Genomic DNA, 25,776 nt, shown 5'->3' with positions numbered 1-25,776 from the left:
GGCGTCAATCCCCCGCCGCGCGGCCCTTGAGGGCGACAATGCCCTTGGGCCGGAACTGGATGAACAGGATCACGAACAGCACCATGAAGGTTTGCGCCGCCAGCGTGTTCGAGGGGTTAAACCACTCGATCCCCTTTTGCAGGAACCCGATCAAGGATGCGCCTGCAAGCGTGCCCCACACATTGCCCACGCCGCCGACAACGACCGTCATGAAACTTTGGACAATGTAGCTGGACCCCATTTCAGATGTGACCTGCGCGTATAGCCCGATGGCCACGCCCGCGATCCCGGCAATGCCCGACCCAAGCCCGAAGGTCAGCATGTTGATGCGGTCGGGATTGATGCCCATGCTTGCCGCCATGCCGGGGTTTTGGGTAACGGCGCGGACCTCTAGCCCCAGCCGTGTGCGTTTCAGGATATACAGCAGCAGCGCCAGAAAGATCAGCGCCAGCACGAAGATCGCCACGCGAATCGTGCTGATGCCCACAATGTCGTTGAAGCGCAGCGCCCCGCCCAGCCAGTCGGGTGCGGTCAAGGGGCGGGCTTGGGTGCCAAAGATGTTCTTGGCAAGCTGTTGCAAAGCGATGGAAATGCCGAAGGTCGCCAGCAGCGTTTCCAGCGGGCGGGTATACAGATGGCGTATCACGCTGCGTTCCATCGCCACGCCTGCACCGAATGTGACCAGAAAGGCCAGGGGCAGCGCGACCAGCAGGCTGATTGTGTAATCGGGGATGAACAGTTGCACCACATAGCCGGTATAGGCGCCCATCATGATGAACTCGCCATGCGCCATGTTGATGACACCCATAACCCCAAAGGTGATGGCGAGGCCAATCGCCGCGAGGAAAAAGATTGAGGCAAGTGACAACCCGTCCAGCACAAGGTCGGCGACCTGATAGCTGGCGATCAATTGGCTGGTGCTGTCGAGCGCCTCTTGCGCTGCGGTGGTGATCTCTGCGTCGTTCAGCGTGTAGCGTGTGTAGAACGTATGGGCGGCTAAGGCTCGCGCGGCCTCGTCCGGGGCGGCGCGCGGGGGAACGGTGCCCGCGGCTTCCAGCGTCTCATAGGCTGTGATCCGGGCCGCAGGATCGCTCAGCCGCCCGATGGGAACACCACCCACGCGGCCGTCCACGATGTTCTGCGCCAGAACCTCGCGCAGCATGGCTGGGGTTTGGGCGGGTTCGGCTAGCCCGGCGCTCACCAGCAGGTCATAGGCGGCGCTTTCGGTCAGGTCTTCGCCAACGGTTAGCACGCGCGCGACATTCACGCTTTCGGGCAATTCAGGGGCCACTTCGGTCACGGTTGCGGTCAGGCGGTTCAGCACCCCGCGCGCTTCAATGCTGGTATCGCCGCCAAGGGCTTGGATCGCGGCCAGTTGCACGGTGCGGTCTTCTGCGAATTGGGCCTGTAGAAGCAGTAGCAGACGTTCCTTGCGGCTCTGCAACGCGGCCTCGGTTTCGGTGGCAATACTGTCGAAAAGCGGCGTGATCTGACTGGCATCGGGGCTACGGCCAATGGCATCAAGCGCTGCCAAACGGCGCGCAGGGTCCGGAGCGTTCAGTTCCAGGGGAACAAGCGCGGCCGCAATCACGCGCTGCACACCCGAATTGGTGCGGATTTGCGTCACATCGCGGCTGGAAACTTCGGCCACGGCCTCACCGCTGTCAATGTCGGTCAAGCGCACAAGGTCACCCGCATCCTCTGCATAGAAGAACAAACCATCTTCGGGGCGCTGCACGACCTCTCGCTCGCTGTAGCGGCGGAGAAACTCGCCGATATTGGGATGGTCCTGCGCGATCAGCGCAGTGACAACGCTTTCGATGGTCCGCCGCGACGGGCTGGCAAGGTCCTCGGCAAAGGCTTGCAGCGCGGGTTGCAGCGTCTCTTGCGCGCGGGCATTGCCGGGCAGGGACGCAAAGGCCAGCGCGGTCAAGACCAACGCGCGGAAAATCAGGATGCGGAGGGGCATTGAAGGTCCATCAACTTGCAGGACGAAATCGGGCGCGCAGGGACAATCCAGCGCGCCCGCAGGGTTTTAGTAGTTCGAGGTCAGCTGCACGCAGGTCGAGGTTGCGGTGTTATACATGCCGCAGCCCAGTTCCTGCCAATCGCTTGTCAGAACAGCGCTTTCCGGAAGGAAATCGGTCCATGCGTCGCCTGGCACTTCTGTTGTCTGGCTGATGATGTCGAACTGGCCGTCTTCGCGGATTTCACCGATCAGAACGGGCTTGGAGAGGTGATGGTTGGGGTTCATCACCGCCATGCCGCCGGTCAGGTTGGGGAATTCCTGCCCCCACATGGCTTCGCGCACAGCATCCACATCGGTGGTGCCAGCCGCTTCAACCGCGTTCACCCACATATTGAAGCCGATGTAATGCGCTTCCATCGGGTCATTGGTCACACGGTCTTCGCCGGCAAACTCTTTCCAAGCGGCGACGAATTCGGCGTTGATCTCTGTGTCAGCAGACATGAAGTAGTTCCACGCGGCCAGATGCCCGGCCAGTGGCCCGGTATCCAAACCCGACAGTTCTTCTTCACCGACAGAGAAGGCAACGACGGGAATATCATCTGCGCTGACGCCTTGCGCGCCCAGTTCGGTGTAGAAGCCGACATTCGCGTCGCCGTTGATGGTCGAGATCACACCGACCTGCTTGCCGCCTGCGCCAAGTGCCACCACGTCCGACACGATGGTTGACCAGTCGGAATGGCCAAAGGGCGTGTAGTTCACGAAGATGTCTTCGGCCGCGATGCCTTTGTCGAGCAAATAGGCTTCGAGGATCGCATTTGTTGTGCGCGGATAGACATAGTCGGTGCCAAGAAGCGCGAAGCTCTCGACGCCAAGTTCTTCAAGGAAGTAGTCCACAGCCGGGATGGCCTGCTGGTTCGGCGCGGCACCGGTGTAGAACACGTTGCGCGAGGATTCCTCGCCCTCATACTGGACGGGGTAGAACATCAGCCCGTTCAGTTCTTCCAGCACGGGCAGCGCGGATTTGCGGCTGACGCTGGTCCACGCGCCGAAGATCACGTCGACCTCATCGACTGTCAGAAGCTGGCGGGTCAGTTCGGCGAATAGCGGCCAGTCAGAGGCTGGGTCGACGACCACCGCTTCCAGTTGGCAGCCGAGCACGCCGCCTGCGGCGTTTTGCTGCTCGATCAGCATCAACATCACGTCGCGTAGCGTGGTTTCGGAAATCGCCATGCTGCCCGAAAGCGAGTGCAGCACACCAACCTTGATCGGGTCGGCACAATCTTGGGCAAGGGCGGGGGCCGCGACCAGCGCAGTGCTGGTGGCAAGGGCGGCAAGCAGGGATCTGGAAGTCATGAGGGGCAGCGCTCCTATGTCAGGGCTATCGTGCCAAATCAGCTTTCGGGCATGGCCCGATTCCGCTATGCTGGCAAAACAGCATTTATTGTTGTCGCCGTCCGGTGGGCTGTGATCTGCCGAGATGTGGTCCACTGGGCGGTGTTTGACCCGTGTTTGGGCTGTCACTATGCAAAACGGTCTTGGGGCAGGTGCCAATGAGTCGCATTTGAGCCTGTGGTCTGACACGGTGCTGACGAGGCGCTTTGAATAAAAATTAGCCTTCGTGCACAATTACTTTGCACATGCAGAATTTGGTGCTGCATCGCAGTATGATTGGCGGATCTGCGGGGCGAAATGCAAAAAGCCCGACCAAGACGGCCGGGCTTTGCATGTGGGAAATTGCTGTAGGTTACACGACGTCTATATAAGAGCTAAGTTGCGCCGTGTTGGTCACGCCCATCAGCGTTACAATGTCGCCCCCCCCAAAGTCGAGCACAAGGTCGCCACCGATGACAGTGCCGTAGGTTGACAGCATTTGCGACACGGTCAGACCGCCGCCCCAGAGCCCATCGTCCAACTCCAGCCGGTCGTTTTCAGTGAAGTCAAAATCCTCAACGGTCAGGCCCTCATGGCCGTCCATGAACACGAAAGTATCCGCGCCGTCAAAGCCGCGCACAGTGTCATCTCCGGTGCCGCCGCTAATGCGATCATCGCCCAAGTTGCCACCGATATTGTCATCTCCGGCGCCGCCATAGATTGTGTCGTTGTCGATGCTGCCGTAAATCTCGTCATCACCGCCATTGCCGTAAATCGTGGTTTCGCCCAGGAAAATGCCACCATAAATCGTGTCGTTCCCAGCGCCGCCATTGATGGTATCTTCCCCGCCGCCGCCGCCGATGCGGTCGCCATTGTCAGACGCGTTCAGCACATCGTTGCCACCCATGCCCCAAATCGCATTCGAGCCGCTTTCGGCATGGATCGTATCATTGCCTGCACCGCCATACATGGTGTCATTGCCGGTGCCGCCGTAGATGAGGTCGTCATCCGCGCCGCCGCCTATGATGTCGTTATCCGCGCCGCCTAGCAGCGTGTCATTGCCCGCGCCACCCCAGAGGACGTCATCCCCGGTGCCACCCGTGATACTGTCAGCGCCATCGTTTCCGCGGATGGTGTCGTTCCCGCTTTCGCCGTTCAGCGTGTCATTCCCATCGCCGCCGATAAGGGAATCGAACCCGGCCCCGCCATCGACACTGTCATTGCCGGAGCCGCTATCGATAAAGTTGCCGGCGTAATTGCCTTGGATGGTGTCGTGGCCCGTGCCTGTGACCAAATCCTCAATGATCGTGCCGCGCGCGATGGCAAGGTTGCCGATCAGGCCGCCCACATCAGAGAAACTCTCTGGTCGCATGTCGATATTCGCACCACTCGTCAAATATGACAGGTCCAGCGTATCGTGACCGCCTGTGTCGGCAATGGTCAGCGCCATACCACCGCCATTGTAGATGGATGTAGACCCTTCCCCTGCCATTTCCGCAAAGACAGCACCAATATAGCCGCCAAGGTTGGAATTCGCGCCCCAAGTGGTGTTTCCGGCGGTTTGTGTGCTTGCGCCATACAGGTTTTGAATGGCCAGAATATCGGCCATCATTGGCGTAAGAAGCCGCGCAAAGGACGCGTTCACGGACGTGTTTTGAGTTTGATCGAAATACGACATGATGGACAATTGCCAACTGTCGTTCAGGAACGTTTCGTCGCTGCCATATGTGGCGTTGCCGTTGTAATTGCCCTGATGCCCCAATCCGAGCGCGTGCCCGATTTCATGCACATAGGTCTGGAACGAATAGCTGTCGATCGTGGTTCCGGAGGTGGCCAGCCAGTTGGTCGAGACGTTCACATCGACCGAGTCAATTGTCGTGCCGATGGTGAAGATCTGGGCGTAGGCGCCGGTGTCGTTGTCATCAAAATTGATGTCGGCAGAGCCGTTGACCACCACGAATTCCAGATCGGCCACCAGTTCCCAGGCTTCCATAGCCCAAAGCGCAAGCTGTTGCCCGGCAGATGTCAGACCGGTGATATTCGCCGTGATCTGGTTGTCGGATGCCGTGTCAAAGCTGCGTTCCGAACGGCCTGAATCGTTCCAGTAACCGTGGGTCAAATAGGTTGCCAATTCGTCCAGTGTGCCAAGTGAGGCTGGTTCCGCTTGGGTGAACGACAGTTGGTAGGTCCCGGTTACACTGTCATTCCATGATCCGGCGCTGAGGTAATACGTCCCGCTGGTTGTCGCGGTATAGGTCAACAGTGAATCAAGGCCAGCGCCACCATCATCATTGAACGTTATGAACGATCCGGACCCATCGTAAAGCCGCAGGAGGGCGTCAGATAGCGTTCCTCCTCCGCCCCCGCTCCCGGAGAGCGAAATCGCGTATGTCTCGCCGGCCTCGAAAGTCACGGCGACCCAGTCGCGATCCCCTGCAAAGCCGAGCGTGCCCGAAAACACATCACCAATGCCAATGGAATAGGGCGTGCTTGTGTCGCTCGGCGCATCTACCCCTTCGAAGATTGCTGCGAAATCCCCCCCATCGGGGTGGCGTGTCGGGTCGAAAGTCTGCGTCCCTGCACAAATCTGGCACATGTTTAATCCTCCGGGGGTAGGGCGGTCTCAATGACTTTTGCCTGTCGTCTAATTCGAAAGCAGCGCCATAATGGCGGCATCTGCGCGGATGAGGTTTTTGGCGTATCGTTCATACATTTGCGGCGTCAATGCGGCATCCATCACGCTTAATTCCAGGCTTGGCCCTTCGTGACGTTTACCCTCTGGCCCCTGTTGCCAGTCCAGATGCGCGGCGATCCAGTCCTGACCGCGCCCGTCTAAAACCACGGTCACCACCAGGTCGCCCTCACGATCTGGGGTGGCACCGGACTGCCTCAAAACGCGGATATCATAGCGCCCGCCCGAATACTGGGCGATGGATTGCGCCACGGATCGACATAACTCCTCAGGAGCCTTGCCGCAGGCCAGACCCAGAACAGGTGGGTTTTTAGAATGGGCATCAGCCATGTTGGGTCCAATCCAAAATGCAACAATAAAAGGCATGGCGAAGAGCACCCGCAGCGAAATACGAGACCGCCGCGGTGCTTGCCTCGTCCGCAATAGGTGAAACCCCTTTGCGGGCCTCGTGCTTGGTGGCTTTGCGACGCGCTGCATTCGATACCTTTTTTAAATCAGAAGAAAATTCGCATACGCGGCAAAGCTGTTCAAGCGCTTTAATCCTTTGACAGGATGTTTGGCTCTATCCTGCGAAGCCGCATCAATTGACAATTCGACGGTGATGTAATCCCTTGTCCCAGGGACGTCGCATTGCCTTACCTTTGGGGCAGCATAGGGCAAGTATCGTGGAGCAGTCGGGACCAAGCGTGATGACCGCAGAACGCAGGCACGCGTCTGGACAGCCTTCGTCCGCGAATGGGCCAAGCCCCGCTGGCAGTGTCACTTGGCGGCTTTTCATAGTGGTCGGTCTGGTCAGCATTTTCACCAACCTGCTGATGCTGACGGGGCCGGTTTTCATGTTGCAGGTCTATGACCGGGTGCTCTCCAGCCGGTCCGAAGCGACGCTTGTTGTGCTGTTCGCACTTGTGGCCTTTCTGTATGTGGTGTTCGGGGTGCTGGATCACGCCCGCGCGCGGATCGCGGCGCGGGCCGGGGCGCAATATCAATTGCATCTGGACGCAAAGGTGTTTCGCGCGGCCTTGGCAGGGGCTGTTATGCGCGGGACGTCGCGCCATCTGCCGGTGCGCGCCACGCAGGATGTTGCGTTGTTGCAGCAGATCACCGGCAGCCCTGTCTTTCTGGCGCTGTTCGATTTTCCCTGGGTGCCGTTGTTTATCGGCGTGATCGCGCTGTTGCACCCGCTTCTGGGCCTGTTTGCGGGTGGCGCGGCGCTGGCCCTGGCCGCGATGAGCTTTGTCAACATGCAGCGCAGCCGGGCGCGGCAGGACAATATTTTCGCCTCGCAACAGCGGGCAGAGGCGTTGGGCCGTCAGATCAGTTCCGAAGCGGGGCAAATGCGCGCCCTTGGTATGCAGGCAACTGCTTTGGACCGCTGGGTCGCGCTGCGTCGTCATGCTTTGTCAGAAGCCGTCGCAGGAAATGACAGCAGCGGCGGTTTCAGCGCTTCGGCGCGCGCGATGCGTTTGTTCTTGCAATCTGCCATGCTGGCGCTGGGCGCATGGCTGGTATTGCGCGCGGAATTGTCGCCGGGTGGGATGATCGCGGCCTCTATTATCCTTGGGCGCGCGCTTGCGCCGCTGGATCAGGTGATATCGGGTTGGCCGCAAGTGCAGGCGGCCCGCGCCGCCCGCGCACGTTTGCGCAGGCTGATGGCCGCCGCGCCGTCCGAAGCCCCGAAAACCATGCTGCCAAGGCCCAAAGGTCAGTTGGCCGTCAAAGGTCTGGCCCTGCGTATTCCGGGCTCGGCGGGGCGCAGCGGGCTCATTTTGCGCGATGTCTCTTTCGGGCTGCGGCCCGGTCAGGCCCTGGGCGTGATCGGAGATTCGGGTGCAGGCAAATCCAGCCTTGCAGAGGCCCTTGTGGGTATTTGGCCACCAGCCATGGGGGAAATCCGGCTCGACGGTGCGTTGCTGGAGCAATACGATGCCGCGCAACTGGGGCGCGCTATTGGGTATTTGCCGCAAAAGGTGTCGCTGTTCGCGGGCAGCTTGCGCGACAATATTGCCCGGCTGGACCCGGACGCGACCGATGAACGGGTCATTGCCGCCGCACAGGCTGCGGGCGCGCATGAGGTTATCCTTGCGCAACCCAATGGCTATGACACGATCATCGATTCCGACGGCGGCGGGCTGTCTGGCGGGCAGATGCAACGGGTCGCGCTGGCCCGTGCGTTTTACGGCGACCCCGCGCTTCTGGTGCTGGACGAACCGAATTCCGATCTGGACGATGCCGGGTCACGGGCGCTGAATTTGGCCATCCGCAACGCCAAGGCGCGCGGCGCGACCGTCATCATCATGACCCATCGGCCAAGCGCCATTGTGGAATGTGACGTTGTGTTGCGGCTGCTGGCCGGGACTGTCGCCGCGTTCGGCCCGATGGAAGAGGTTTTGCGCAAAACCACGCGCAACAGCGGTGCGATCCTGGGGCAGGGCGCGGGCGCTGCGACGACTGCGGCCTCCCCTGCTGCTGCTCTGGGGGCGGGACCGGCAAAACCACTCGTGGCCCGCTTCCCGTGGGACACAAGCGGGACGGGCGGGGCATGAGCGCGCGCGACCCATTTTCGCCAAGACGCCACCTGTTGCTTGCGGCGCTGACCCTTGCCGTGCTGGTCTTTGGCTTTGGGGCTTGGGCGGTGCTAAGCCGGATCTCCAGTGCAATCATCGCGCCCGGACAGCTAGAGGTCGAGCAGAACCGCCAGATCGTCCAGCACCCCGAAGGCGGGGTGGTTGCGCAGATCAATGTTGTTGAAGGCGCGCGCGTTGCGGCGGGCGATGTCATGTTGCGGCTGGATGGCACAAACCTGCAATCAGAGCTGAACGTGGTCGAAAACCGCCTGTTCGAATTGCTGGCCCGCCGCGCCCGACTGGAGGCCGAGCGCGACGATACCGCGACCATAACCTTCCCAGCGGAATTGCATGCAGCCAGAGCGGAGCGACCGGACCTTGCCACGCGGATCGAGGGTTTGATGAACGGGCAGCGCAGCCTTTTGGCCGCGCGCCGCGAAACCCGCGACGGGCTTATTACGCAACTGCAACAGCGTGCGGCCCAGATCGACACGCAGGTTGAAGGAATTACCGCGCAGATTGGCGCCACGGATCGGCAGATCACGCTTGTTGGCGAGGAGCGCGCGACGCAGGCTGACCTTCTTGAACGCGGGCTGGCACAGGCCGCCCGCGTTCTGTCGCTTGACCGCGAAGCCGCGCGGCTTGAGGGCGCACGCGGTGCCTTGCTCTCTGAACGCGGCTCTGCGGCAGAGCGTCAGGCGGAAATCGCGCAACAGATTTTGTCGCTTGGTGCGCAGACCCGCGAAGAGGCGCAAACCGAGCTGCGTGACATTGCTGCGACAGAGGTCGAACTGTCCGAACGCCGGCGCGCATTGCGTGAACAGGTCGCACGTCTGGATATCCGCGCCCCGGTGTCCGGCTTGGTCTACGGGTTGCAGGTGACGACCCCGCGCGCTGTGCTGCGCGCGGCTGAACCGGCCTTGTTTGTTGTGCCACAAGACCGGCCGCTTGTGATTTCGGCACGGGTCAACCCGTCCGATATTGACCAGGTCCGCGCGGGTCAGGACGCCGTTGTCATGTTCTCGGGTCTCAATCTGCGCGATCTGCCGCAACTCGGCGCGCTTGTGACCAAGGTTTCTGCCGACGCCTTCACCAATGCCGAATTGGCGCAAAGTTACTACCGGATCGAGTTGGAATTGCAGGACGAAAGCCGCGTGCTTCTGGCGGACCAGACCTTGCTCCCCGGTATGCCGGTAGAGGTGTTCTTGCAAACCGGTGATCGCAGCCCGTTGCAATACCTGACAGAACCGTTCCTGTCATATTTCGCGCGCGCGTTGCGCGAAGGTTAGGCGCTGGGGCCGAACCGCTCCAGCATGGCGCAAAACCGCTCTGATGCGACCGTTTCGGACATGGCCAGCAGGGAAAAGGCGGTGTATTCAGCGCGCCAGTGTTTCCCCAACCGAAGGCCAAGATGCAGCCCGTCATCGCCCTTGACCACGGACCGCGCGCCCGCCCGGCGCTGTTTACCCGTCCGCGCGACTTGCTTTTGGCATGGTCCCGCGCCGAGGTCGCCAATGTGCTGGACCGCGCCGAAGCCGCGCGCCGTGCGGGGGCGTGGGTGGCCGGATATATCGCCTATGAGGCAGGCTACGCCTTCGAGCCGCGGCTGTCCGGCATTCCGCATCACGACCCGCGCGCGCCGCTTGTGGCCTTGGCCGTGTTCAATGCGCCCGAACCTGCCACCGCGTTTCATGCACAGGCAGACGCGCAAATGGGCAGCCTGTCGCCCATTCTGCCCCGAACCACGCGCGGCGATTACGCGCGGTCTTTCGGACGGCTGATGGAGTATATCGCGGCAGGCGATTGCTATCAGGTTAACCTGACCTTCCCTTTGGCCGCGCACCTGACATCTGGCACAGGGCAGGGGCTTTATGGGGCGTTGCGGGCGCGGCAGCAGGTGGGTTTTGGCGCCTATCTGGACCTTGGCGCGGGGCCGGTTGTGCTATCATGCAGCCCAGAGTTGTTCTTTACCTTGCAAGATGGTGTGATCGAAAGCCGCCCCATGAAAGGCACCGCCCCGCGCGGGGCCACAGCCGATGCCGACCGCGCCCTGCGCGACGGGTTGGCGGCAAGCGACAAGGTGCAGGCCGAGAACCTGATGATCGTGGACCTTCTGCGCAACGACATCGCCCGGATTTCTGAGATCGGATCGGTCAAGGTGCCGGAACTTTTCACCATCGACAGTTTTGCCACCGTCCACCAGATGAGCAGCCGTATTCGTGGGCAGTTGCGTGCCAGGCTGGGCCTGACAGAGATCATGGCGGCGTTGTTCCCCTGTGGGTCCGTTACTGGCGCGCCGAAAATCCGGGCTATGCAGATTATTGCAGAATTGGAACAGGTGCCGCGCTCGGTCTATTGCGGGGCGATCGGCTGGGCCGGTCCGAACGGCGATCAGGCGTGGTCCGTGGCGATCCGCACCCTGCGCCTGTTCGGCGGCGGTATGGTCGAAGGCAATGTCGGCGGCGGCATCGTGCAAGACAGCACAGAGGCCGGAGAATGGGAGGAAGCCTTGTGGAAAACCCGCTTTGCCAAGGGGTTGCGCCGCGCGGCCTGACCCTGATTGAAACAGGCTATTGGGATGGCAGGGCATTGCGGCACGAGGGCTTGCATCGCGCGCGCTTGCAGGCGGGGGCTGCGGCCTTGGGCTGGCACGTGCCCGCCTTTGCCTTCTCCGGCCCCGACCATCCCGCGCGGTTGCGGCTGACGCTGAATGCTGTGGGCGTGATCCGGCAGGAACACCACCCGATTCCGCCGGCCATCGACACATGGCGCGTGGGCCTGTCCGACTTGCGATTGGCCTCTGATGACCCTTGGTTGCGCCTGAAATCCAGCCAGCGCGCAACCTATGACGCGGCGCGCGCGGCCTTGCCTGCAGGGTTGGATGAACTGATCTTGTGCAACGAGCGCAATGAGGTCTGCGACGGCACCATAACGACCGTGTTTTTCGACCGTGGATCGGGGATGCGCACGCCGCCTCTGTCCAGTGGCCTGTTGCCCGGCGTTTTGCGCGCGTCGCTGGATTGCCCGGAAGAGGTGCTTCTTGCTCACGATTTGCCGCATGTCCGCCTGTGGTTGGGCAATGCGTTGCGCGGTCTTAGCCCCGCGCGGCTTATCCCGTGAGGCGCGCGAGGATTGCGCGGAACATTGCCAGCCCCGGCGCGATCAGCGCGTCTGGAAAGTCATAGGCCGGATCGTGCAAAGCGGGGTGGGCTTCGCCCGCGCCAAGGAAAAACAATGCGCATTTGGCTTGCGCGCTGAAGGCGCCGAAATCCTCTGAGGGGCGCATGGGGAAGTTGAACGCCGCCTTTTCGATACGCAACTCGTCGCGCGCCGCTTCGACATGCGCCGCCGCCTCTGGGTCGTTCAGCGTGGCGTTGAAATGGTCGTGTCGGGTGATGTCGAGTGTCAGCCCGCCTGTATTGTCTGCGATCCAGTTGCGCAGATCATGTTCCAGCGCCTCTAGGCCGGTGTCGGACGCTGCGCGTAGGGTCACATGGGCCACCGCCTGACCGGGGGCGATGCCGAAGGCAGGCGCGCCCATGTTCAGATGGCAGATCGTGGCGGTGCTGACGGGCAGGCTGGCCAGATGTTGCACCAATCGCGCCAAGACGGGCGCCGGGGACTGCCCGGTTTCGGGGAAGGCGGCATGCGCTTCGCGTCCCCGAACGGCAATTCGCCAGCCAACTGACGCGCAACTGGCTGGCCCTGCTGCGACCGCTACCGCACCCAAGGGCAGACCGGGCATGTTGTGTAGCGCGAAGGCGAAATCCGGGCGTAGCGCGGCGAATGTCGGATCTGCCAGAACCGCACGCGCGCCCGCGCCGGTCTCCTCTGCGGGTTGAAACAGCAGCACCAGCCGCCCGCGCGCGGGGCGGGTTCCCGCCAGCCCCATCAGGATGGCCATATGTCCGTCATGTCCGCATAGATGCGCCATGCCGGGGCGCTGCGACGCATGCGCCACGCCAGAGGCCTCTGCAATCGGCAGCGCGTCCAACTCGGCGCGGAACATAACGGTCGGGCCGGGTTGGCCGCTGTCGTAAACGGCGGCAACGCCGTGCCCGCCCAGATCCGTCACCAGCAGGTCGGCTGGGGTGCTGCGCAGCGCCGTGGCGACCATATGGGCCGTGTTGCCTTCGTCCCCGGAAATATCGGGGTGGCGGTGCAGCGCATGGCGCAGGGCGATCAGGTCTTGGGTCATCCGCAAGGGATCGGATAAAACCGGCGCTCTGTCCAGTGGCCTTAGCCCCAGGGAAGCGGCTGCACCGCGTAGCCGATATAAAGCGGGTGTTTCGGATGCCCGTCTTTGCTCAGGCCCAGATGATGCAGCGCGGTGCCAGACTTGCGCAGCATGGCTTCCACCTGCGCGCCGCGCGCTTGGTATGCACCATGTGTGCCCCAGGCGCAGATCACCCGGTCTGCCCAAGGCAGGCTGTCCAGAATGGCCGCATCATTCGCGGGGCCAACCGGGTCGGCGGCGGCCCGCATCACGCGCGGGTCGGTCGCGCGAAAGGCAAAGATGTTGCACACCCGGAATGCACCAAAGCCAAGCGTCCGTGCGCGCCGCTCGCAACGCTCGACCGTGGGGTCGTTCTGCACCTCTGTTGCGGTCGATGGGTTGAGCATGATGAACAACACACGCCCTTGCTGTGGCGCCCATTCACGGGTCAGCAGGTAGCGGTAGCTTTCGCAAGGTGAATACACCGCCACCGATGGCGCGTCGCCTTTGATATGGCTGCGGGTTATCAGGCCAGCTTGGGTCATCCGTCGCGGTTGAACACGCGGCTGGGGTGCAGTTCGCCAGCCTTGTAGCGGCCCACGGCAATGGCTTGGCCGTCAAGGCTGGCCCATGCTTCGGCGCCGTAATCGACATGCGAGGCCAGCACCATGCCGGGGTTGCCGTTGCGCAACCGTGCCGCGCCCTCTGGTGTGGCGGGCAGTTCGGGCAGGTCGGCCAACCCCATTTCCAAGGGCCGGATATGAGTGTCCAGATCGGGGCTATGGGCCATGGCGTCGATCTGCTCCATGCTCAGACCTTCGGCGGCGTCGAATGGCCCGGACCATTCCCGCCGCAACCACGCGACATGGCCCAGACAGCCCAAGGCCGCGCCCAGATCGCGCGCGATCGAGCGCACATAGCCGCCCTTGCCGCAGACCATTTCAAGATCAACATGGTCGGGATCGGGGCGCGCCAATATCTCCAACTTTTCCACCCACAAGGGGCGCGCGGCCAAATCCATCTCCTCGCCTGCACGCGCGATGTCATAGGCGCGCTCGCCCTCTACCTTGACGGCAGAGAATTGCGGGGGCACCTGCATAATCTCTCCACGAAACGCGCCAAGGGCGGCCGCGATGTCATCATCTGACGGGCGCTGGTCTGACGTCTCGATCACCGTGCCCTCGGCATCATCCGTTGTTGTGGATTGCCCCAATCGCACGCGAAAGCGGTAGCATTTCAGAGCGTCGGTAATATAGGGCACGGTTTTGGTGGCCTCGCCCAGGGCAACGGCCAAAAGCCCCGTCGCCGCCGGGTCCAGCGTGCCGGCATGGCCCGCCTTTTGCGCCTGTAGCGCCCAGCGCACCTTGTTCACCACGGCGGTAGAGGTCACGCCCGCGGGCTTGTCCACCAGCAGCCAACCCGAAATGGCGCGACCCTTGCGCTTGCGTCCCATGCTACCCTCTTGAAGTTCTATCAAGTCGGTGCTGCTACTGTCTGGCGCTGGGCGCGTCAACAACCTTGCCGATGATCGGTCCCAAGGGCAGGCCCCAATCCGACCGGCCAAGCGCGGGCGCGTGCAACCGCGAAACCCGCCCGTCTATATAGAGCGCCTGCGACAACCCCAGATGATCGCGGAAGAAGCGCGCGAATTCCCACAGGTTTACCGCGCTGTCAGAGATGACAAATACCGCGCGTTGGCCATCGGCAGAGACGCCGACACCATTGCGGATCAGCCGCGAATCTGAGTGTTCTACGAAACGCGGATGATACACGCCGTCAATCACCAGCATTGGCCCCGATTGCGTGGCATGGCGGCACGCGGGGCGGGCCAGCGCGAACGCTCTGCTCTCGATAATGGTCAGCCGCGTCTCTTCGATGCAGAATACGCCATTTGGCAGCAATCCGAAATTGCCCGGACCTTCCGACAGGATCAGTCGTGCCGCTTCGGTGTTATCCTCAATATAAAGCCCGACGGGTGCGCGATCAGGGTGATACATGCCGCCATTCATCGCAAAGGACAAAACCTTGCCGTCCCGCGCCAAAGCGGTGTCTATCGTAGCAAAGCTGCCATAGGTCTGCCCGTCACCGTCACGCAAAAACAGCCGCAGGTCGTCGCCTGCCGTTGCTTCGCAGATGGTAAACCGCTGATCCAGGTAGTTCGTGCGGCTGCATTCGGCCTGCGCCGGGGCGGCCCAGAACAGCAGTGCCGCGATTGCGCTAAGTGTCCGTGCCATCGGGGTCGGTCCCGCTGACAATGTCGCGCTGCACCGTTTCGTCACTTAGCAAGCGGCGGGTTTCGTCCATCCGGTCGAAGCTTTCATCCAGCTTGAACCGCAGATCGGGCGCGTATTTCAGGGTCATCTCGCGGCTGACAAGATGGCGCAGTTCTGCCTTGTTGCGGCGCAAGGCCGCCAGTGCGGCCTCTTGATCGCGTCCGCCAAGGGGCATGACATAGACCGTCGCGATCTTCAGGTCGGTCGAGGAGCGCACCTCACTGACCGTGATCGGAATGCGGTTCAGGTCCGGGTCATGCACATCGCCGCGTGTCAGCACATCCGCCAGAGTGCGACGCAGCAATTCGCCAACGCGCAACTGACGTTGCGACGGGCCGGAAGCGGTGGAAGAGCGATGGTTCGACATACGCCCCGTTTAGGCCAAACGCTGCGCCCGCGCAACGAGCCTTTGCCAAGTCGGCGGCATTTGGCTATGCCGCTTGCAGTTTGCGCAGGAAAGGAACGGGTCATGCGGAAAATTGCGGTTTTTGGCGTATCAGGGCGCATGGGGCAGATGCTGGTGCGCGAAGTGGACGCGCATCCCGGCGCGACCCTGTCGGCGGCGGTAGAGCGGGCTGGCCATGAATGGATCGGCCAGGATCTGGGGCAAACCATGGGGGGCGGGGCGCGTGATTTGCTGGTAAGCGATGATATCGACGCCGCGCTTGCCGCCAGCGATGTCATTATCGACTTCACCGCTCCCGCCGCCACCGTGGCGCTTGCTGCGCGTGCTGCGAATGCCGGGGTTGGGCATGTCATCGGGACCACGGGCTTCGAGGAGGCCGATCTGGCCGCGATTGCGGAAATCGGCACGCGCGGCCATATTGTCCGCGCCGGTAACATGAGCCTTGGGGTCAACCTGCTGGTCACGCTGGCGCGGCAAGTGGCGCGCGCGTTGGGCGACGAGTATGACATAGAGATTGTCGAGGCGCATCACCGTCACAAAGTCGATGCCCCGTCTGGGACCGCGCTGATGCTGGGCGAAGCGGTGGCCGAAGGGCGCGGTGTCAGCCTATCCGACATGGCCGATCGGGGCCGCGATGGGATTACGGGTGCGCGCCGCGACGGCGCAATCGGGTTTCATGCCATCCGTGGCGGCGATTTCATTGGCGAGCATGATGTTATCTTTGCCGGGCCGGGCGAACGGGTCACGTTGCGCCATGTTGCCTCTGACCGGGCATTATTCGCGCGGGGCGCTTTGCGCGCGGCGATGTGGCTGGAAGGGCGCGGCCCCGGCGAATATTCCATGTTGGATGTTCTGGGTTTAATCGGGCGCTGACATTTTTTTAAACCAATCTTGGTATCTGCTCGTATAATTTGAAGACCACCAAAACGAGGTTGCCATGATGAGATTTGCGATTGCTCTTGCCACCGCGCTGACCACTGCCGCGCCCGCGTTGGCGGATTTTGAACCCGTACGCGATGAAGGAAATTTTCGGTCCTTGGTCGAGGGGCGTGAGTTGACCCGCTTCGGCATTCGTTTGCAAGTGCTACCCCAAGGCGAGATTCGCGGGCGCGGATTTGGCATGGATGTCGGCGGAATCTGGGAATGGCGTGACGGGTATTTCTGTCGCACGCTGGAATTCGGCGGCTCTGGAGATGGCTATAACTGTCAGTTGGTGCTGCGCGATGGCGCCACTCTGCGTTTCGTGTCCGACCAAGGGCAGGGGGATTCGGCCGATCTGCGGTTGCGCAACCCGGGCTAAGCGCTTGTCAGGCCAGCGCTGAAGTGGCTTAGTGGGCCCAACTTTCCGAAAAGGTCCGCCATGACAACGCCGCGCAAACGCATCTGGGGCTGGTGGGCCTTTGACTGGGCCAACCAGCCGTATAACACCCTGCTGCTAACCTTCATTTTCGCGCCCTATTTTGCGTCTGCCGTCGCTTCGGACCCGGTAACGGGACAAGCGCTTTGGGGTTGGATGCTGGCAATTTCGGGGCTGCTGATTGCTGTGGCTGCCCCCGTGATGGGGGCGATTGCCGACAGTTCCGGGAACCGACGCTCTTGGTTGTTGCTGTGGTCCGCGCTTTACGCGCTTGGCGCGGCATCGCTTTGGTTTGCTGTTCCGAATGCAGACCCGGTGACAATTGCTTTGGTGTTGCTGGCCTTTGCGATAGGCTTGGTTGGGTTGGAATTCGGGATCGTCTTCACCAACGCCACCTTGCCAGATCTGGGCACACGCGAGGATCTGGGCCAGATATCGGGCACTGGCTGGGCGCTTGGTTATGTTGGCGGTCTGGTGTCATTGGTTGTCATGCTGCTGTTTCTGGCGGAAAACGACCAAGGCGTGACGTTGATCGGCCTCTCCCCGCTCCTTGGGCTTGATGCGGACGCGCGCGAAGGCACGCGCTTTGTCGGGCCGTTCACTGCGATCTGGTATGCGATATTCGTCATTCCGTTCTTCCTGTGGGTGCCGATCAAATCGGCCAGCGCGCGCGCGACAGGCGCGGTGCGTCGGGGCTTGAGCGAATTGCGCGACAGCCTGCGCGCTTTGCCCGGACGGCGCAGCCTGTTTGCCTATCTTGGGGCATCGCTGCTTTATCGTGACGCGCTGAACGGCATCTACGCGTTCGGGGGTATTTACGCGGCAGGCGTGCTGGGTTGGTCCATTGTGCAAATCGGTGTCTTCGGGATACTCGCCGCTGCCGTGGGCGCGGTTGCGTGTTGGCTGGCGGGCAAGTTGGACACGCGTTTCGGCCCCAAGCCCGTGATTATCGGATGTGTCGTGCTGCTAATGGCGGTCTGTGTCATTATCGTCGGCACCGACCGCAGTATGGCCGTGTTCTTGCCGGTGGCGGATGGGTCGAGCCTGCCCGACATCACATTCTACATCTGCGGCGCGCTGATCGGGGCCGGGGGCGGCAGCCTGCAATCGGCCTCGCGCACCATGATGGTGCGCCAAGCCGACCCCGCGCGCATGACCGAAGGGTTCGGGCTATACGCGCTGTCGGGCAAGGCGCTGGCCTTCCTCGCGCCCGCCTCGGTAGCGCTGGTCACAACGCTGACCGACAGCCAACGCCTGGGCGTGACCCCGTTGATCGTGCTTTTCATGGCGGGGCTTGTGCTGCTAATCTTGGTAGACCCAGAAGGGGAGCCCGAATTCAGATGCGCGCCGTCCTGACTGCCCTTGCCCTGCTGCTGGCCGCCCCGGCCCATGCGCAACAGCTTGCCAACCAGCTTTTCGGCGCCCATGCCTATGGATCGTTGCAAGCGCCAGAGCCCATCGGCAGCTATTCCAATGGTTGCGCGGCAGGGTTGGTGCGACTGCCCGAAACCGGGCCGACATGGCAGGCCATGCGCCTGTCGCGCAATCGCAACTGGGGCGATCCCAGCCTGATGGAATTCGTCCAGGACCTAAGCCGCGAAGCCACGCGCCATGGTTGGTCGGGGCTGTATGTGGGCGATATCAGCCAGCCACGCGGCGGGCCGATGACCTCGGGGCATGCCAGCCACCAGATCGGGCTGGACGTGGATATCTGGATGCTGCCCGCGACCCGGCTGAACCTAAGTATGGCGGAACGCGAAAACCTCAGTTCCATTTCCGTCCGCACCCATGATCAGTTGCGCGTCAACAGCAATTGGACCCAGTCACATTACAACATTATGCGTGCCGCCGCGTCTGATCCGCGCGTGGACCGCATTTTCGTTGCCGCCGCCGTGAAGCTGGAAATGTGCAAAACTGCGCGCCCTGCCGATACGGGGTGGCTTCAGAAAATCCGCCCTGCGGCTGGGCACAATTACCATTTTCATGTGCGACTTAAATGCCCGCGCGGCGCGCGCAATTGCGAAACGCAAACGCCGACCGTGGCGGAGCTGTCCAAGGGTGGCAATGGCTGCGACGAAACCTTGCAATGGTGGGTCACAGATTTCCTGAATCCGCCCCCGCGTGATCCCAACGCGCCCCCGCCCGAACGCCGTCGACACCCGCGTGAGTTCACGATGGCTGATCTTCCGGGCGCGTGTCGGGCTGTTCTGGCATCTCAATGATCTAAGCCCGCCAAGCCTATTGCCAAGTTGCGCGGTGTGGCTAAGCTGAAATGGCAAAGGTGTCATCAAGCCGTAACAGAAGCTTGGCACGCCATGTCTTGTCCGCCGCGACAGCGCGGCCACCAACGGGGATGCGACCATGACCAACACTCATCTTGACCGCCGCGGCTTTCTAAGCCTTGCCGGGGCCACGCTGGCATTGACCGGCGCGGGCAGCTTCACCATGCGCAGCGCACAGGCACAGTCGGGCTTTTCACTGACCGTGCTGCATATCAACGACATGCACAGCCGCATCAGCGAGATCAGCAGCTTCAACTCATCTTGCTCGGATGACGCTTCGGCCGAAGGCAAATGCTTTGGCGGCTCTGCCCGACTGGCCACCGCCATCCGTGACCGCCGCGCGAGCCATGAAAGCGCAGGCCGCCCGGTGCTGACGCTGGATGCGGGCGACCAAAGCCAGGGCACGCTCTATTACACGACCTATGGCGGCAAGGCCGAGATCCAGATGATGAACGCCATCGGCTTCGACGCGATGGGCGTGGGCAATCACGAATTCAACCGCGGGCCCGAAAGTCTGGCCGAGATGATCGCGGAGGCGAATTTCCCCGTTGTGTCCGGTAATATCATCGTAGCAGACGGTAGCCCGCTGGCCGGGCGTATTCAGCCCCGCGCGGTGATCGAGAAGGACGGCGAACGCATTGCGATCCTCGGCGTGACCACGCCGGATACCGAATTCCTGTCCTCGCCCGGACCAGATGTCACCTTTCAGGACGAGATCGCGTTCCTGCAAACTGCCGTCGCCGATTTGCAGGCCGAGGGCATCAGCAAAATCCTTCTTCTCAGCCATGTCGGCTATAACCGTGACCAAGAGATCGCCGCCGCCGTGGACGGCATTTCGGCCATCATTGGCGGCCACAGCCACACCCGCATGTCCAACACCGAAGAGGGCGCGGTCGCATATGCCACGCTGGTCGCCAGCCCTTCGGGCCGTGCGGTGCCGATCGTGCAGGCTTTTGCGTTCTCGCGTTACCTTGGCGAATTGCAACTGGACTTTGCCGATGATGGCGCGGTCGTCGCGGCAAATGGCGACACAGTGCTTCTGGATGCAAGCTTCGCCCCGGCCGAAGATATCGAAGCCTTGATCGCGCCCCTTGCCGAACCCATCGAAAGGTTGGTGCGCGCGCCCGTAGCTGAACTCGCAGCCCCCATCGACGGGGCCCGCGAAAACTGTCGCGCGCGCGAATGCGAAATGGGCAATACCGTGACCGATGCCATGCTGGCCGAAGTGGCAGACCAAGGCATCACCATCGCGCTGGCCAATGGCGGCGGCTTGCGCGCGTCCATCGGGGCGGGCACGGCCACGCTTGGCGATGTGCTGACGGTGCTGCCCTTCCAGAATACGCTTTACACGCTCGAAATCCCCGGCGCGGCGTTGGTTGCGGCGCTGGAGCATGGCGTGAACGACGTCGAAAACGGCGCAGGCCGGTTCCCGCAAGTGGCGGGTATCCGGTTCAAGCTCGACCCGTCTGTGGCACCCGGCGCCGGCCGTGTGTCGGATGTCGAGATCAGCACTGGCGACATCTGGACCCCGATCGATCCTGCCGCCATGTATGGGCTTGTGACCAACAACTTCATGGCCGGAGGCGGCGATGGTTACGCGATGTTGCGCGAACAGGGCGTGAATGGCTACGACACCGCCATCGACCTCGCCGAAGTGCTGGCCCGCTACCTGTCGGCAAATGAACCCTTCGCGCCGCAGATCGACGGCCGCATTCTGCAATAACCCCAACAAAGGGCGGGGCCAGATACCCCGCCCCCATTCATCCTTGCAAAAATATCCTGGGGGAGGCGCGCGCAGCGCGACGGGGGCAAAGCCCCCCGCGAGGCTGGCCCTAAATATCGACGGCTGTCGTCTGCACCACCCGCCGCAGCGCGAAAGAAGATTGCATCTGCGTCACGCCCGGCAAACGCGATAGGTAGCGCCGATGAATACGTGCGAAATCCTCGGTGTCTATGGCGATGATCTTCAGCAGGTAATCCGCGCTTCCCGCCATCAGGTGGCACTCCAGCACATCGGGGACCCGCGCGACCTCGCGCTCGAACCGGTCGAGCAAGTCGTCGCTCTGACCTGACAAGGTGATTTCCACGAAAACCGTGGTCGGCCGACCAATGCGCTTCAGGTCCAGCAGCGCCACATATTCCGCGATGATCCCGTCGCTTTCCAACCGCTGCACCCGCCGGTGACAGGCCGAAGGCGACAGGTTAACCTGTTCCGCCAGTTCCGCATTGGTCACACGTCCTTGGCGCTGCAATACCCGCAAGATGCGGCGATCAATATCGTCTAGCTGCATTGCAGCGCAATCCTTGTGCATAATTTGGCGAAATTGCCGAAGAATTTGTATAGATTACCCGAATGGAACGAATATTCGCAAACACATTTCATGCAATACAGATCATCCTGTTTTCACCGCGAAAAGGAGGATCGCCATGCTTGTCGGATGCCCGGCCGAGATCAAACCGCAGGAATACCGCGTTGGCCTGACGCCCGCTGCCGCGCAAGAACTGGTGCGTGCGGGCCAAGAGGTGTTGGTGCAGACCGGTGCCGGCGCAGGTTCCGGGTTCGAGGATGCGCAATACATGCAGGCCGGTGCCACGCTGGCCGAGACTGCCGCAGAGGTGTTTGCTCGTGCCGATATGATCGTCAAGGTCAAAGAGCCTCAGGCGGTCGAACGCAAGCAGTTGCGCGCCGGTCAGGTGTTGTTCACCTATCTGCACCTTGCCCCCGACCCCGAGCAAACCCGCGACCTGCTGGATAGCGGCGTGACCGCGATTGCCTATGAGACCGTCACTGACCGCGCAGGTGGCCTGCCGCTGCTGGCGCCGATGTCCGAAGTGGCTGGCCGTCTGGCCCCGCAAATGGGCGCATGGACGCTGCAAAAAGCGAATGGCGGACGTGGCGTGCTGATGGGCGGCGTGCCCGGCGTTGGTCCGGCCAATGTCGTGGTTATTGGCGGTGGCGTGGTCGGCACCCATGCCGCCCGCATCGCCGCCGGTATGGGCGCGGATGTGACCGTGCTGGACCTGTCCTTGCCCCGTCTGCGCTATCTGGATGACATGTTCAGCCAGCATTTTCGCACCGGTTATGCGAGCGCCGCGCGCACCGCCGAACTGGTCGCGCAGGCTGACATGGTTATTGGTGCGGTGCTGGTGCCGGGGGCAGCGGCGCCCAAGCTGCTCAGCCGCGCGCAACTGGCAGATATGAAACCGGGCGCGGTGCTTGTCGATGTGGCTATCGACCAAGGCGGCTGTTTCGAGACCTCGCGCGCCACCACCCATGCGGACCCGATCTATGTGGTGGACGGAATCATGCATTATTGCGTTGCCAATATGCCGGGCGCGGTGGCGCGAACCTCGACGATTGCGCTGGGCAACGCGACCATGCCCTTCATGTTGGCGCTGGCGAATAAAGGCTGGCGGCAGGCTTGTGCCGATGATCCGCATCTTCTGGCCGGGCTGAACACCCATGCAGGCCACCTGACCTATGGCGCGGTCGGCAAGGCGCTGGGGCTTGACGTTATGGCCCCGGAGGCGGCGCTGAAAACCGCCTAATCCCGCAGCGCGGGGCAATCATCCATTGCCTCGCGCCAGTGGCGGCGGCAGAGCGCGACATATGTCTCGTTGCCGCCGATCTGCACCTGCGCGCCATCGCGCAGGGCCTGGCCATAGTCGCCCATGCGCACGACCATCGTGGCTTTCTTGCCGCAATGGCAGATCGTGCGCACCTCGCGCATTTCATCGGCCAGTGCCAGCAGGGTCGCGGAACCGGGAAACAGCTCTCCTCGAAAATCCACACGCAGCCCATAGCACATGACAGGCACGCCCAAATCATCCACCGCGCGGGCCAGTTGCCAGACTTGATCGGGTGTCAGAAATTGCGCTTCATCCACAAAGACGCAGGCGATGGGACCCTGCGCCAACTGCCCGGCCAGCCTGGTAAACAGATCATCCGCCGTGTCGAATGTGTCCGCCTTTGCCCCGATCCCGATGCGCGACGCGATCCGCCCTTGCCCGGCGCGACCGTCCAGTCGTGCGGTCAGCAGATAGGGCACCATGCCCCGCTCGCGGTAGTTATGCGCCGCTTGCAGCAGGATCGTGGATTTGCCCGCGTTCATGGTCGAGTAATTGAAATAAAGCTTGGCCATGCGATTGCTTTAGCCCGTTGCGCAGGGCGCGAAAAGCCCCTTGCGAGGCGCGGAACCTGCGGGCATCTTGCCCCAAATGGAGGCGACCATGACCACGACCATTCTTGGCCTGAAAACCTGTGATACCTGCCGCAAAGCTATCAAAGCCTTGCCAGAGGCGACATTCCGCGACATCCGCACGGACCCATTAAGCCCGCAAGAGCGTGCAGCGCTTCTGGACCAGTTCGGGGATGCGCTGGTGAACCGCGCCTCGACCACATGGCGGGGGTTGTCGGAAGAGGAGAGAGCGCAAGATTTGGACACCCTTCTGGGCACGCACCCGACACTGATGAAACGCCCGGTCATTCGAAACGGCGATGCGTGGTTTCTGGGCTGGAAGGCCGATACGCAAAAGGCGCTTGGGCTGTAAAACTATCGCTGCCAGATGCCCGGCAGCGATCCCATTGAAGCGAATGTGCGGTTACAGCAGATGCAAATCGCTGGCGGATTCGCGCCCATCGCGCCCCGCGCGCAGCTCATATCCGACCTTCTGGTCATCGGCCAAGCCGGTCAGACCAGCCCGTTCGACGGCAGAAATATGCACGAAAATATCCTTGCCGCCATCATCGGGCGCGATGAAGCCGTAACCTTTGGTCGTATTGAACCACTTTACTGTGCCGGTTGGCATACAGCATCTCCTCGTTCTGTCGTATCCCAAGGCGGGATTGCCAAGGGGCGTTCAGCCAGGTCTTCCAGTTTCCGGCTGTCGCAGACGCAAGGGGCCGTGGTAGAAAGTCTGTCATCACAGGAAAATGTTGCCACAGCCGCGCGAAAAGGCAAGGTTTTCGTCTAAAACCCCCGGTTTAGCGGGGTTAATTGCCGGTTTGGCGCGCATATTTGGCGCAATCCGGAACGCTCTTAACATGTTCTGATTCGTTGCCACTTGGCCGGTGCACGGGAAATTCCTTGACTTTTGGTGCCCGGACGCGCATCTGCACCCCAACCGCAAACGTGCCGCGTGAGCACTGACAAGGTTTGCGACTGGGGCTATATGCCTCAAACCAGCTTCCCGACATCACGCGTGGGGGGCGGCGTCCATGTTTGGCGCCCCCAACCGTCCCCAATGGAATGGGGCATTTTTGGCCGCTTTCGCGTGCCATGAGAGGAACTATTTTGACTGATTTCACCATGTTCGGCCTGCGTCCGCTTCTGACCGCTGGGCTTGAAGCTCAGGGGCTGGATAAGCCCACCCCGATCCAGGCGCGCGCCATTCCCTTGGTCATGCAGGGCCGTGACATTCTGGGCTTGGCGCAGACCGGCACCGGCAAAACGCTGGCCTTCGGCCTGCCCATCCTGCACGAGGTGCTGGGTGCGGGCCGTCCCAACCCCAAGACCACCCAAGCCCTGATCCTTGCGCCCACACGCGAACTGGTCACCCAGATCGCGACCACGTTGGACGGCTTCGCGCGCAAATCGCCGATCAAGGTGACGCGGGTTGTGGGCGGCGCGGGCATTAACCCGCAAATTCAGAAACTGGCCAAGGGCACCGACATTCTGGTGGCCACGCCGGGCCGCCTGCTGGACCTGCTGGACCGCCGCGCGCTGACGCTTGCCGAAACCCGCATGCTTGTGCTGGACGAGGCCGACCAGATGCTGGACCTTGGCTTCATCCACGCGCTGCGCAAGATCGCGGCGCTGCTGCCGCGCGAGCGTCAGACGATGATGTTCTCGGCCACCATGTCAAAGCAGATGAACGAGATCGCGGCGGCCTATCTGGACCGTCCCGAGCGGATCGAGGTCTCTGCGCCGGGCAAACCCGCTGATAAGGTCACGCAAGCCGTGCATTTCGTCTCGCAGGGCGACAAGGCCAAGCTGCTGGCCAGTTATCTGGAAAAACACCCGGACGATCTGGCACTGGTGTTCTCTCGGACCAAGCATGGCGCGGAAAAGCTGATGAAGTTGTTGAACACCTGGGGCCATTCGGCGGGGTCTATCCACGGCAATAAAAGCCAGGGCCAACGGGAGCGCACTTTGGCGGCGTTCCGCGCGGGCGAGATCAAGGTGCTCGTCGCCACGGATGTGGCTGCACGCGGCATCGACATTCCCGATATGGGGCATGTCTATAACTATGATCTGCCGGAAGTGCCGGAAAACTATGTCCACCGCATTGGCCGCACCGCGCGGGCGGGGGCCTCTGGCCGCGCACTGGCGTTCTGTGCCCCGGCCGAGATGGAAGACCTGCGCGCGATCGAGAAACTGATGAAGATCAGCATGAAGGTTGAAGGCGGCGTGCCGTGGTCCGCCGATCTGGCTGGTCCTGCGCGCGCTGAACAGCGCAAGCGTGGCCAACCGCAGCAACGTCGCAAGCCGCAAGGCGCAGGCGGCGCGCGGGGCGACAAGCCGAAGGCCAAGGCGCCGGGTGCTGGCGGCGGTCAGAAGCGCCGTCGCTTCGGATAAATCAAAAGAAGGCGCAAGGGCTTCCCCCTTGCGCCTTTTTCTTTACCTTGCCGTTTCGACAGTAGAAC

At 62.1% G+C, this 25,776-nt stretch carries 24 protein-coding genes; 12 read left to right on the top strand and 12 right to left on the bottom strand.

Annotated features, from left to right (window positions below; all coding sequences use genetic code 11):
* Positions 1 to 4: 4 nt before the first annotated feature.
* From urtB to M3N55_RS04405, 4 genes are all read right to left on the bottom strand, one after another.
* A complete protein-coding gene (gene urtB / locus M3N55_RS04420; protein WP_249056783.1) occupies positions 5 to 1,969 on the bottom strand; it encodes an urea ABC transporter permease subunit UrtB in 1,965 nt (654 codons plus the stop codon).
* Between the two features lie 66 nt (positions 1,970 to 2,035).
* Positions 2,036 to 3,322, bottom strand: a complete 1,287-nt coding sequence (gene urtA / locus M3N55_RS04415) for an urea ABC transporter substrate-binding protein (RefSeq protein ID WP_249056781.1) — start codon at positions 3,320 to 3,322, stop codon at positions 2,036 to 2,038.
* A gap of 391 nt (positions 3,323 to 3,713) precedes the next feature.
* Entirely contained in the window at positions 3,714 to 5,936 is a 2,223-nt protein-coding gene (locus M3N55_RS04410) for a M10 family metallopeptidase C-terminal domain-containing protein (protein WP_249056779.1), read from the bottom strand.
* 48 nt (positions 5,937 to 5,984) lie between these two features.
* The gene (locus M3N55_RS04405) at positions 5,985 to 6,362 is read right to left on the bottom strand and encodes a hypothetical protein (protein ID WP_249056777.1); all 378 of its coding nucleotides are present in this window, start codon (positions 6,360 to 6,362) and stop codon (positions 5,985 to 5,987) included.
* Between the two features lie 359 nt (positions 6,363 to 6,721).
* On the opposite strand from M3N55_RS04405, the gene M3N55_RS04400 reads away from it, so the two are divergent.
* From M3N55_RS04400 to M3N55_RS04385, 4 genes are all read left to right on the top strand, one after another.
* Positions 6,722 to 8,575 carry a type I secretion system permease/ATPase gene (locus M3N55_RS04400; RefSeq protein ID WP_249056775.1) on the top strand — a complete coding sequence of 618 codons (1,854 nt, stop codon included), beginning with the start codon at positions 6,722 to 6,724 and terminating at the stop codon, positions 8,573 to 8,575.
* Positions 8,572 to 9,885, top strand: coding sequence for an HlyD family type I secretion periplasmic adaptor subunit (locus tag M3N55_RS04395; protein ID WP_249056773.1), 1,314 nt, complete (start codon positions 8,572 to 8,574; stop codon positions 9,883 to 9,885). Before M3N55_RS04400 ends, M3N55_RS04395 begins: the two co-directional genes overlap by 4 nt.
* Positions 9,886 to 10,007: 122 nt before the next feature.
* The gene (locus M3N55_RS04390) at positions 10,008 to 11,150 is read left to right on the top strand and encodes an aminodeoxychorismate synthase component I (protein ID WP_249056772.1); all 1,143 of its coding nucleotides are present in this window, start codon (positions 10,008 to 10,010) and stop codon (positions 11,148 to 11,150) included.
* Positions 11,108 to 11,716 carry an aminotransferase class IV gene (locus M3N55_RS04385; protein ID WP_346429253.1) on the top strand — a complete coding sequence of 203 codons (609 nt, stop codon included), beginning with the start codon at positions 11,108 to 11,110 and terminating at the stop codon, positions 11,714 to 11,716. Before M3N55_RS04390 ends, M3N55_RS04385 begins: the two co-directional genes overlap by 43 nt.
* On the opposite strand, the gene M3N55_RS04380 is transcribed toward M3N55_RS04385, so the two are convergent.
* The 5 genes from M3N55_RS04380 to rbfA are packed head-to-tail and all read right to left on the bottom strand — an operon-like array spanning position 11,706 to position 15,452.
* Positions 11,706 to 12,794 (bottom strand): amidohydrolase, encoded by a 1,089-nt coding sequence (locus M3N55_RS04380; RefSeq protein WP_249056771.1) that lies wholly within the window; start codon positions 12,792 to 12,794, stop codon positions 11,706 to 11,708. The two genes, M3N55_RS04385 and M3N55_RS04380, sit on opposite strands and share 11 nt — an antisense overlap.
* Before the next feature lie 41 nt (positions 12,795 to 12,835).
* Complete coding sequence (locus M3N55_RS04375) at positions 12,836 to 13,342, bottom strand: DUF1643 domain-containing protein (protein WP_249057144.1); 507 nt, start codon at positions 13,340 to 13,342, stop codon at positions 12,836 to 12,838.
* An 11-nt stretch (positions 13,343 to 13,353) separates the two neighbouring features.
* A complete protein-coding gene (gene truB / locus M3N55_RS04370; RefSeq protein ID WP_249056769.1) occupies positions 13,354 to 14,265 on the bottom strand; it encodes a tRNA pseudouridine(55) synthase TruB in 912 nt (303 codons plus the stop codon).
* A gap of 34 nt (positions 14,266 to 14,299) precedes the next feature.
* Positions 14,300 to 15,046 carry a phosphodiester glycosidase family protein gene (locus M3N55_RS04365; RefSeq protein ID WP_249056766.1) on the bottom strand — a complete coding sequence of 249 codons (747 nt, stop codon included), beginning with the start codon at positions 15,044 to 15,046 and terminating at the stop codon, positions 14,300 to 14,302.
* Positions 15,030 to 15,452, bottom strand: coding sequence for a 30S ribosome-binding factor RbfA (gene rbfA, locus M3N55_RS04360; protein WP_249056765.1), 423 nt, complete (start codon positions 15,450 to 15,452; stop codon positions 15,030 to 15,032). The genes M3N55_RS04365 and rbfA overlap by 17 nt, the downstream gene beginning before the upstream one ends.
* 102 nt (positions 15,453 to 15,554) lie before the next feature.
* On the opposite strand from rbfA, the gene dapB reads away from it, so the two are divergent.
* From dapB to M3N55_RS04335, 5 genes are all read left to right on the top strand, one after another.
* Positions 15,555 to 16,364: a 4-hydroxy-tetrahydrodipicolinate reductase gene (gene dapB, locus M3N55_RS04355; protein ID WP_249056763.1), complete on the top strand. Its 810-nt coding sequence runs from the start codon at positions 15,555 to 15,557 to the stop codon at positions 16,362 to 16,364.
* Positions 16,365 to 16,428: 64 nt separating this feature from the next.
* Positions 16,429 to 16,791 carry a dihydrodipicolinate reductase gene (locus M3N55_RS04350; protein WP_249056761.1) on the top strand — a complete coding sequence of 121 codons (363 nt, stop codon included), beginning with the start codon at positions 16,429 to 16,431 and terminating at the stop codon, positions 16,789 to 16,791.
* 60 nt (positions 16,792 to 16,851) lie between these two features.
* Entirely contained in the window at positions 16,852 to 18,204 is a 1,353-nt protein-coding gene (locus tag M3N55_RS04345; RefSeq protein ID WP_249056759.1) for an MFS transporter, read from the top strand.
* A complete protein-coding gene (gene mepA, locus M3N55_RS04340) occupies positions 18,189 to 19,070 on the top strand; it encodes a penicillin-insensitive murein endopeptidase (protein ID WP_249056758.1) in 882 nt (293 codons plus the stop codon). Before M3N55_RS04345 ends, mepA begins: the two co-directional genes overlap by 16 nt.
* 139 nt (positions 19,071 to 19,209) lie before the next feature.
* Positions 19,210 to 20,853 carry a bifunctional metallophosphatase/5'-nucleotidase gene (locus M3N55_RS04335; protein WP_249056757.1) on the top strand — a complete coding sequence of 548 codons (1,644 nt, stop codon included), beginning with the start codon at positions 19,210 to 19,212 and terminating at the stop codon, positions 20,851 to 20,853.
* Positions 20,854 to 20,962: 109 nt separating this feature from the next.
* Here the strand turns inward: M3N55_RS04335 and M3N55_RS04330 are convergent, their stop codons facing one another.
* The gene (locus M3N55_RS04330) at positions 20,963 to 21,421 is read right to left on the bottom strand and encodes an Lrp/AsnC family transcriptional regulator (protein WP_249056755.1); all 459 of its coding nucleotides are present in this window, start codon (positions 21,419 to 21,421) and stop codon (positions 20,963 to 20,965) included.
* 136 nt (positions 21,422 to 21,557) lie between these two features.
* On the opposite strand from M3N55_RS04330, the gene ald reads away from it, so the two are divergent.
* On the top strand, positions 21,558 to 22,679 hold the full coding sequence (ald, locus tag M3N55_RS04325) for an alanine dehydrogenase (RefSeq protein WP_249056752.1): 1,122 nt from the start codon (positions 21,558 to 21,560) through the stop codon (positions 22,677 to 22,679).
* Here the strand turns inward: ald and M3N55_RS04320 are convergent.
* Entirely contained in the window at positions 22,676 to 23,272 is a 597-nt protein-coding gene (locus M3N55_RS04320; RefSeq protein ID WP_249056750.1) for a thymidine kinase, read from the bottom strand. The genes ald and M3N55_RS04320 overlap by 4 nt on opposite strands.
* Before the next feature lie 88 nt (positions 23,273 to 23,360).
* Here M3N55_RS04320 and M3N55_RS04315 point away from each other — a divergent pair, with 88 nt between their 5' ends.
* A complete protein-coding gene (locus tag M3N55_RS04315; protein ID WP_249056748.1) occupies positions 23,361 to 23,681 on the top strand; it encodes an arsenate reductase family protein in 321 nt (106 codons plus the stop codon).
* 51 nt (positions 23,682 to 23,732) lie between these two features.
* Here the strand turns inward: M3N55_RS04315 and M3N55_RS04310 are convergent, their stop codons facing one another.
* Entirely contained in the window at positions 23,733 to 23,939 is a 207-nt protein-coding gene (locus tag M3N55_RS04310) for a cold-shock protein (protein ID WP_249056746.1), read from the bottom strand.
* 485 nt (positions 23,940 to 24,424) lie between these two features.
* On the opposite strand from M3N55_RS04310, the gene M3N55_RS04305 reads away from it, so the two are divergent.
* On the top strand, positions 24,425 to 25,708 hold the full coding sequence (locus tag M3N55_RS04305) for a DEAD/DEAH box helicase (RefSeq protein WP_428982593.1): 1,284 nt from the start codon (positions 24,425 to 24,427) through the stop codon (positions 25,706 to 25,708).
* Positions 25,709 to 25,776: the final 68 nt, after the last annotated feature.

Source organism: Roseinatronobacter domitianus, from assembly GCF_023336755.1.
Lineage (GTDB): Bacteria > Pseudomonadota > Alphaproteobacteria > Rhodobacterales > Rhodobacteraceae > Roseinatronobacter > Roseinatronobacter domitianus.
Note: the sequence above shows the minus strand (reverse complement) of the source record. Positions and strands in the feature narration are given on the sequence as shown.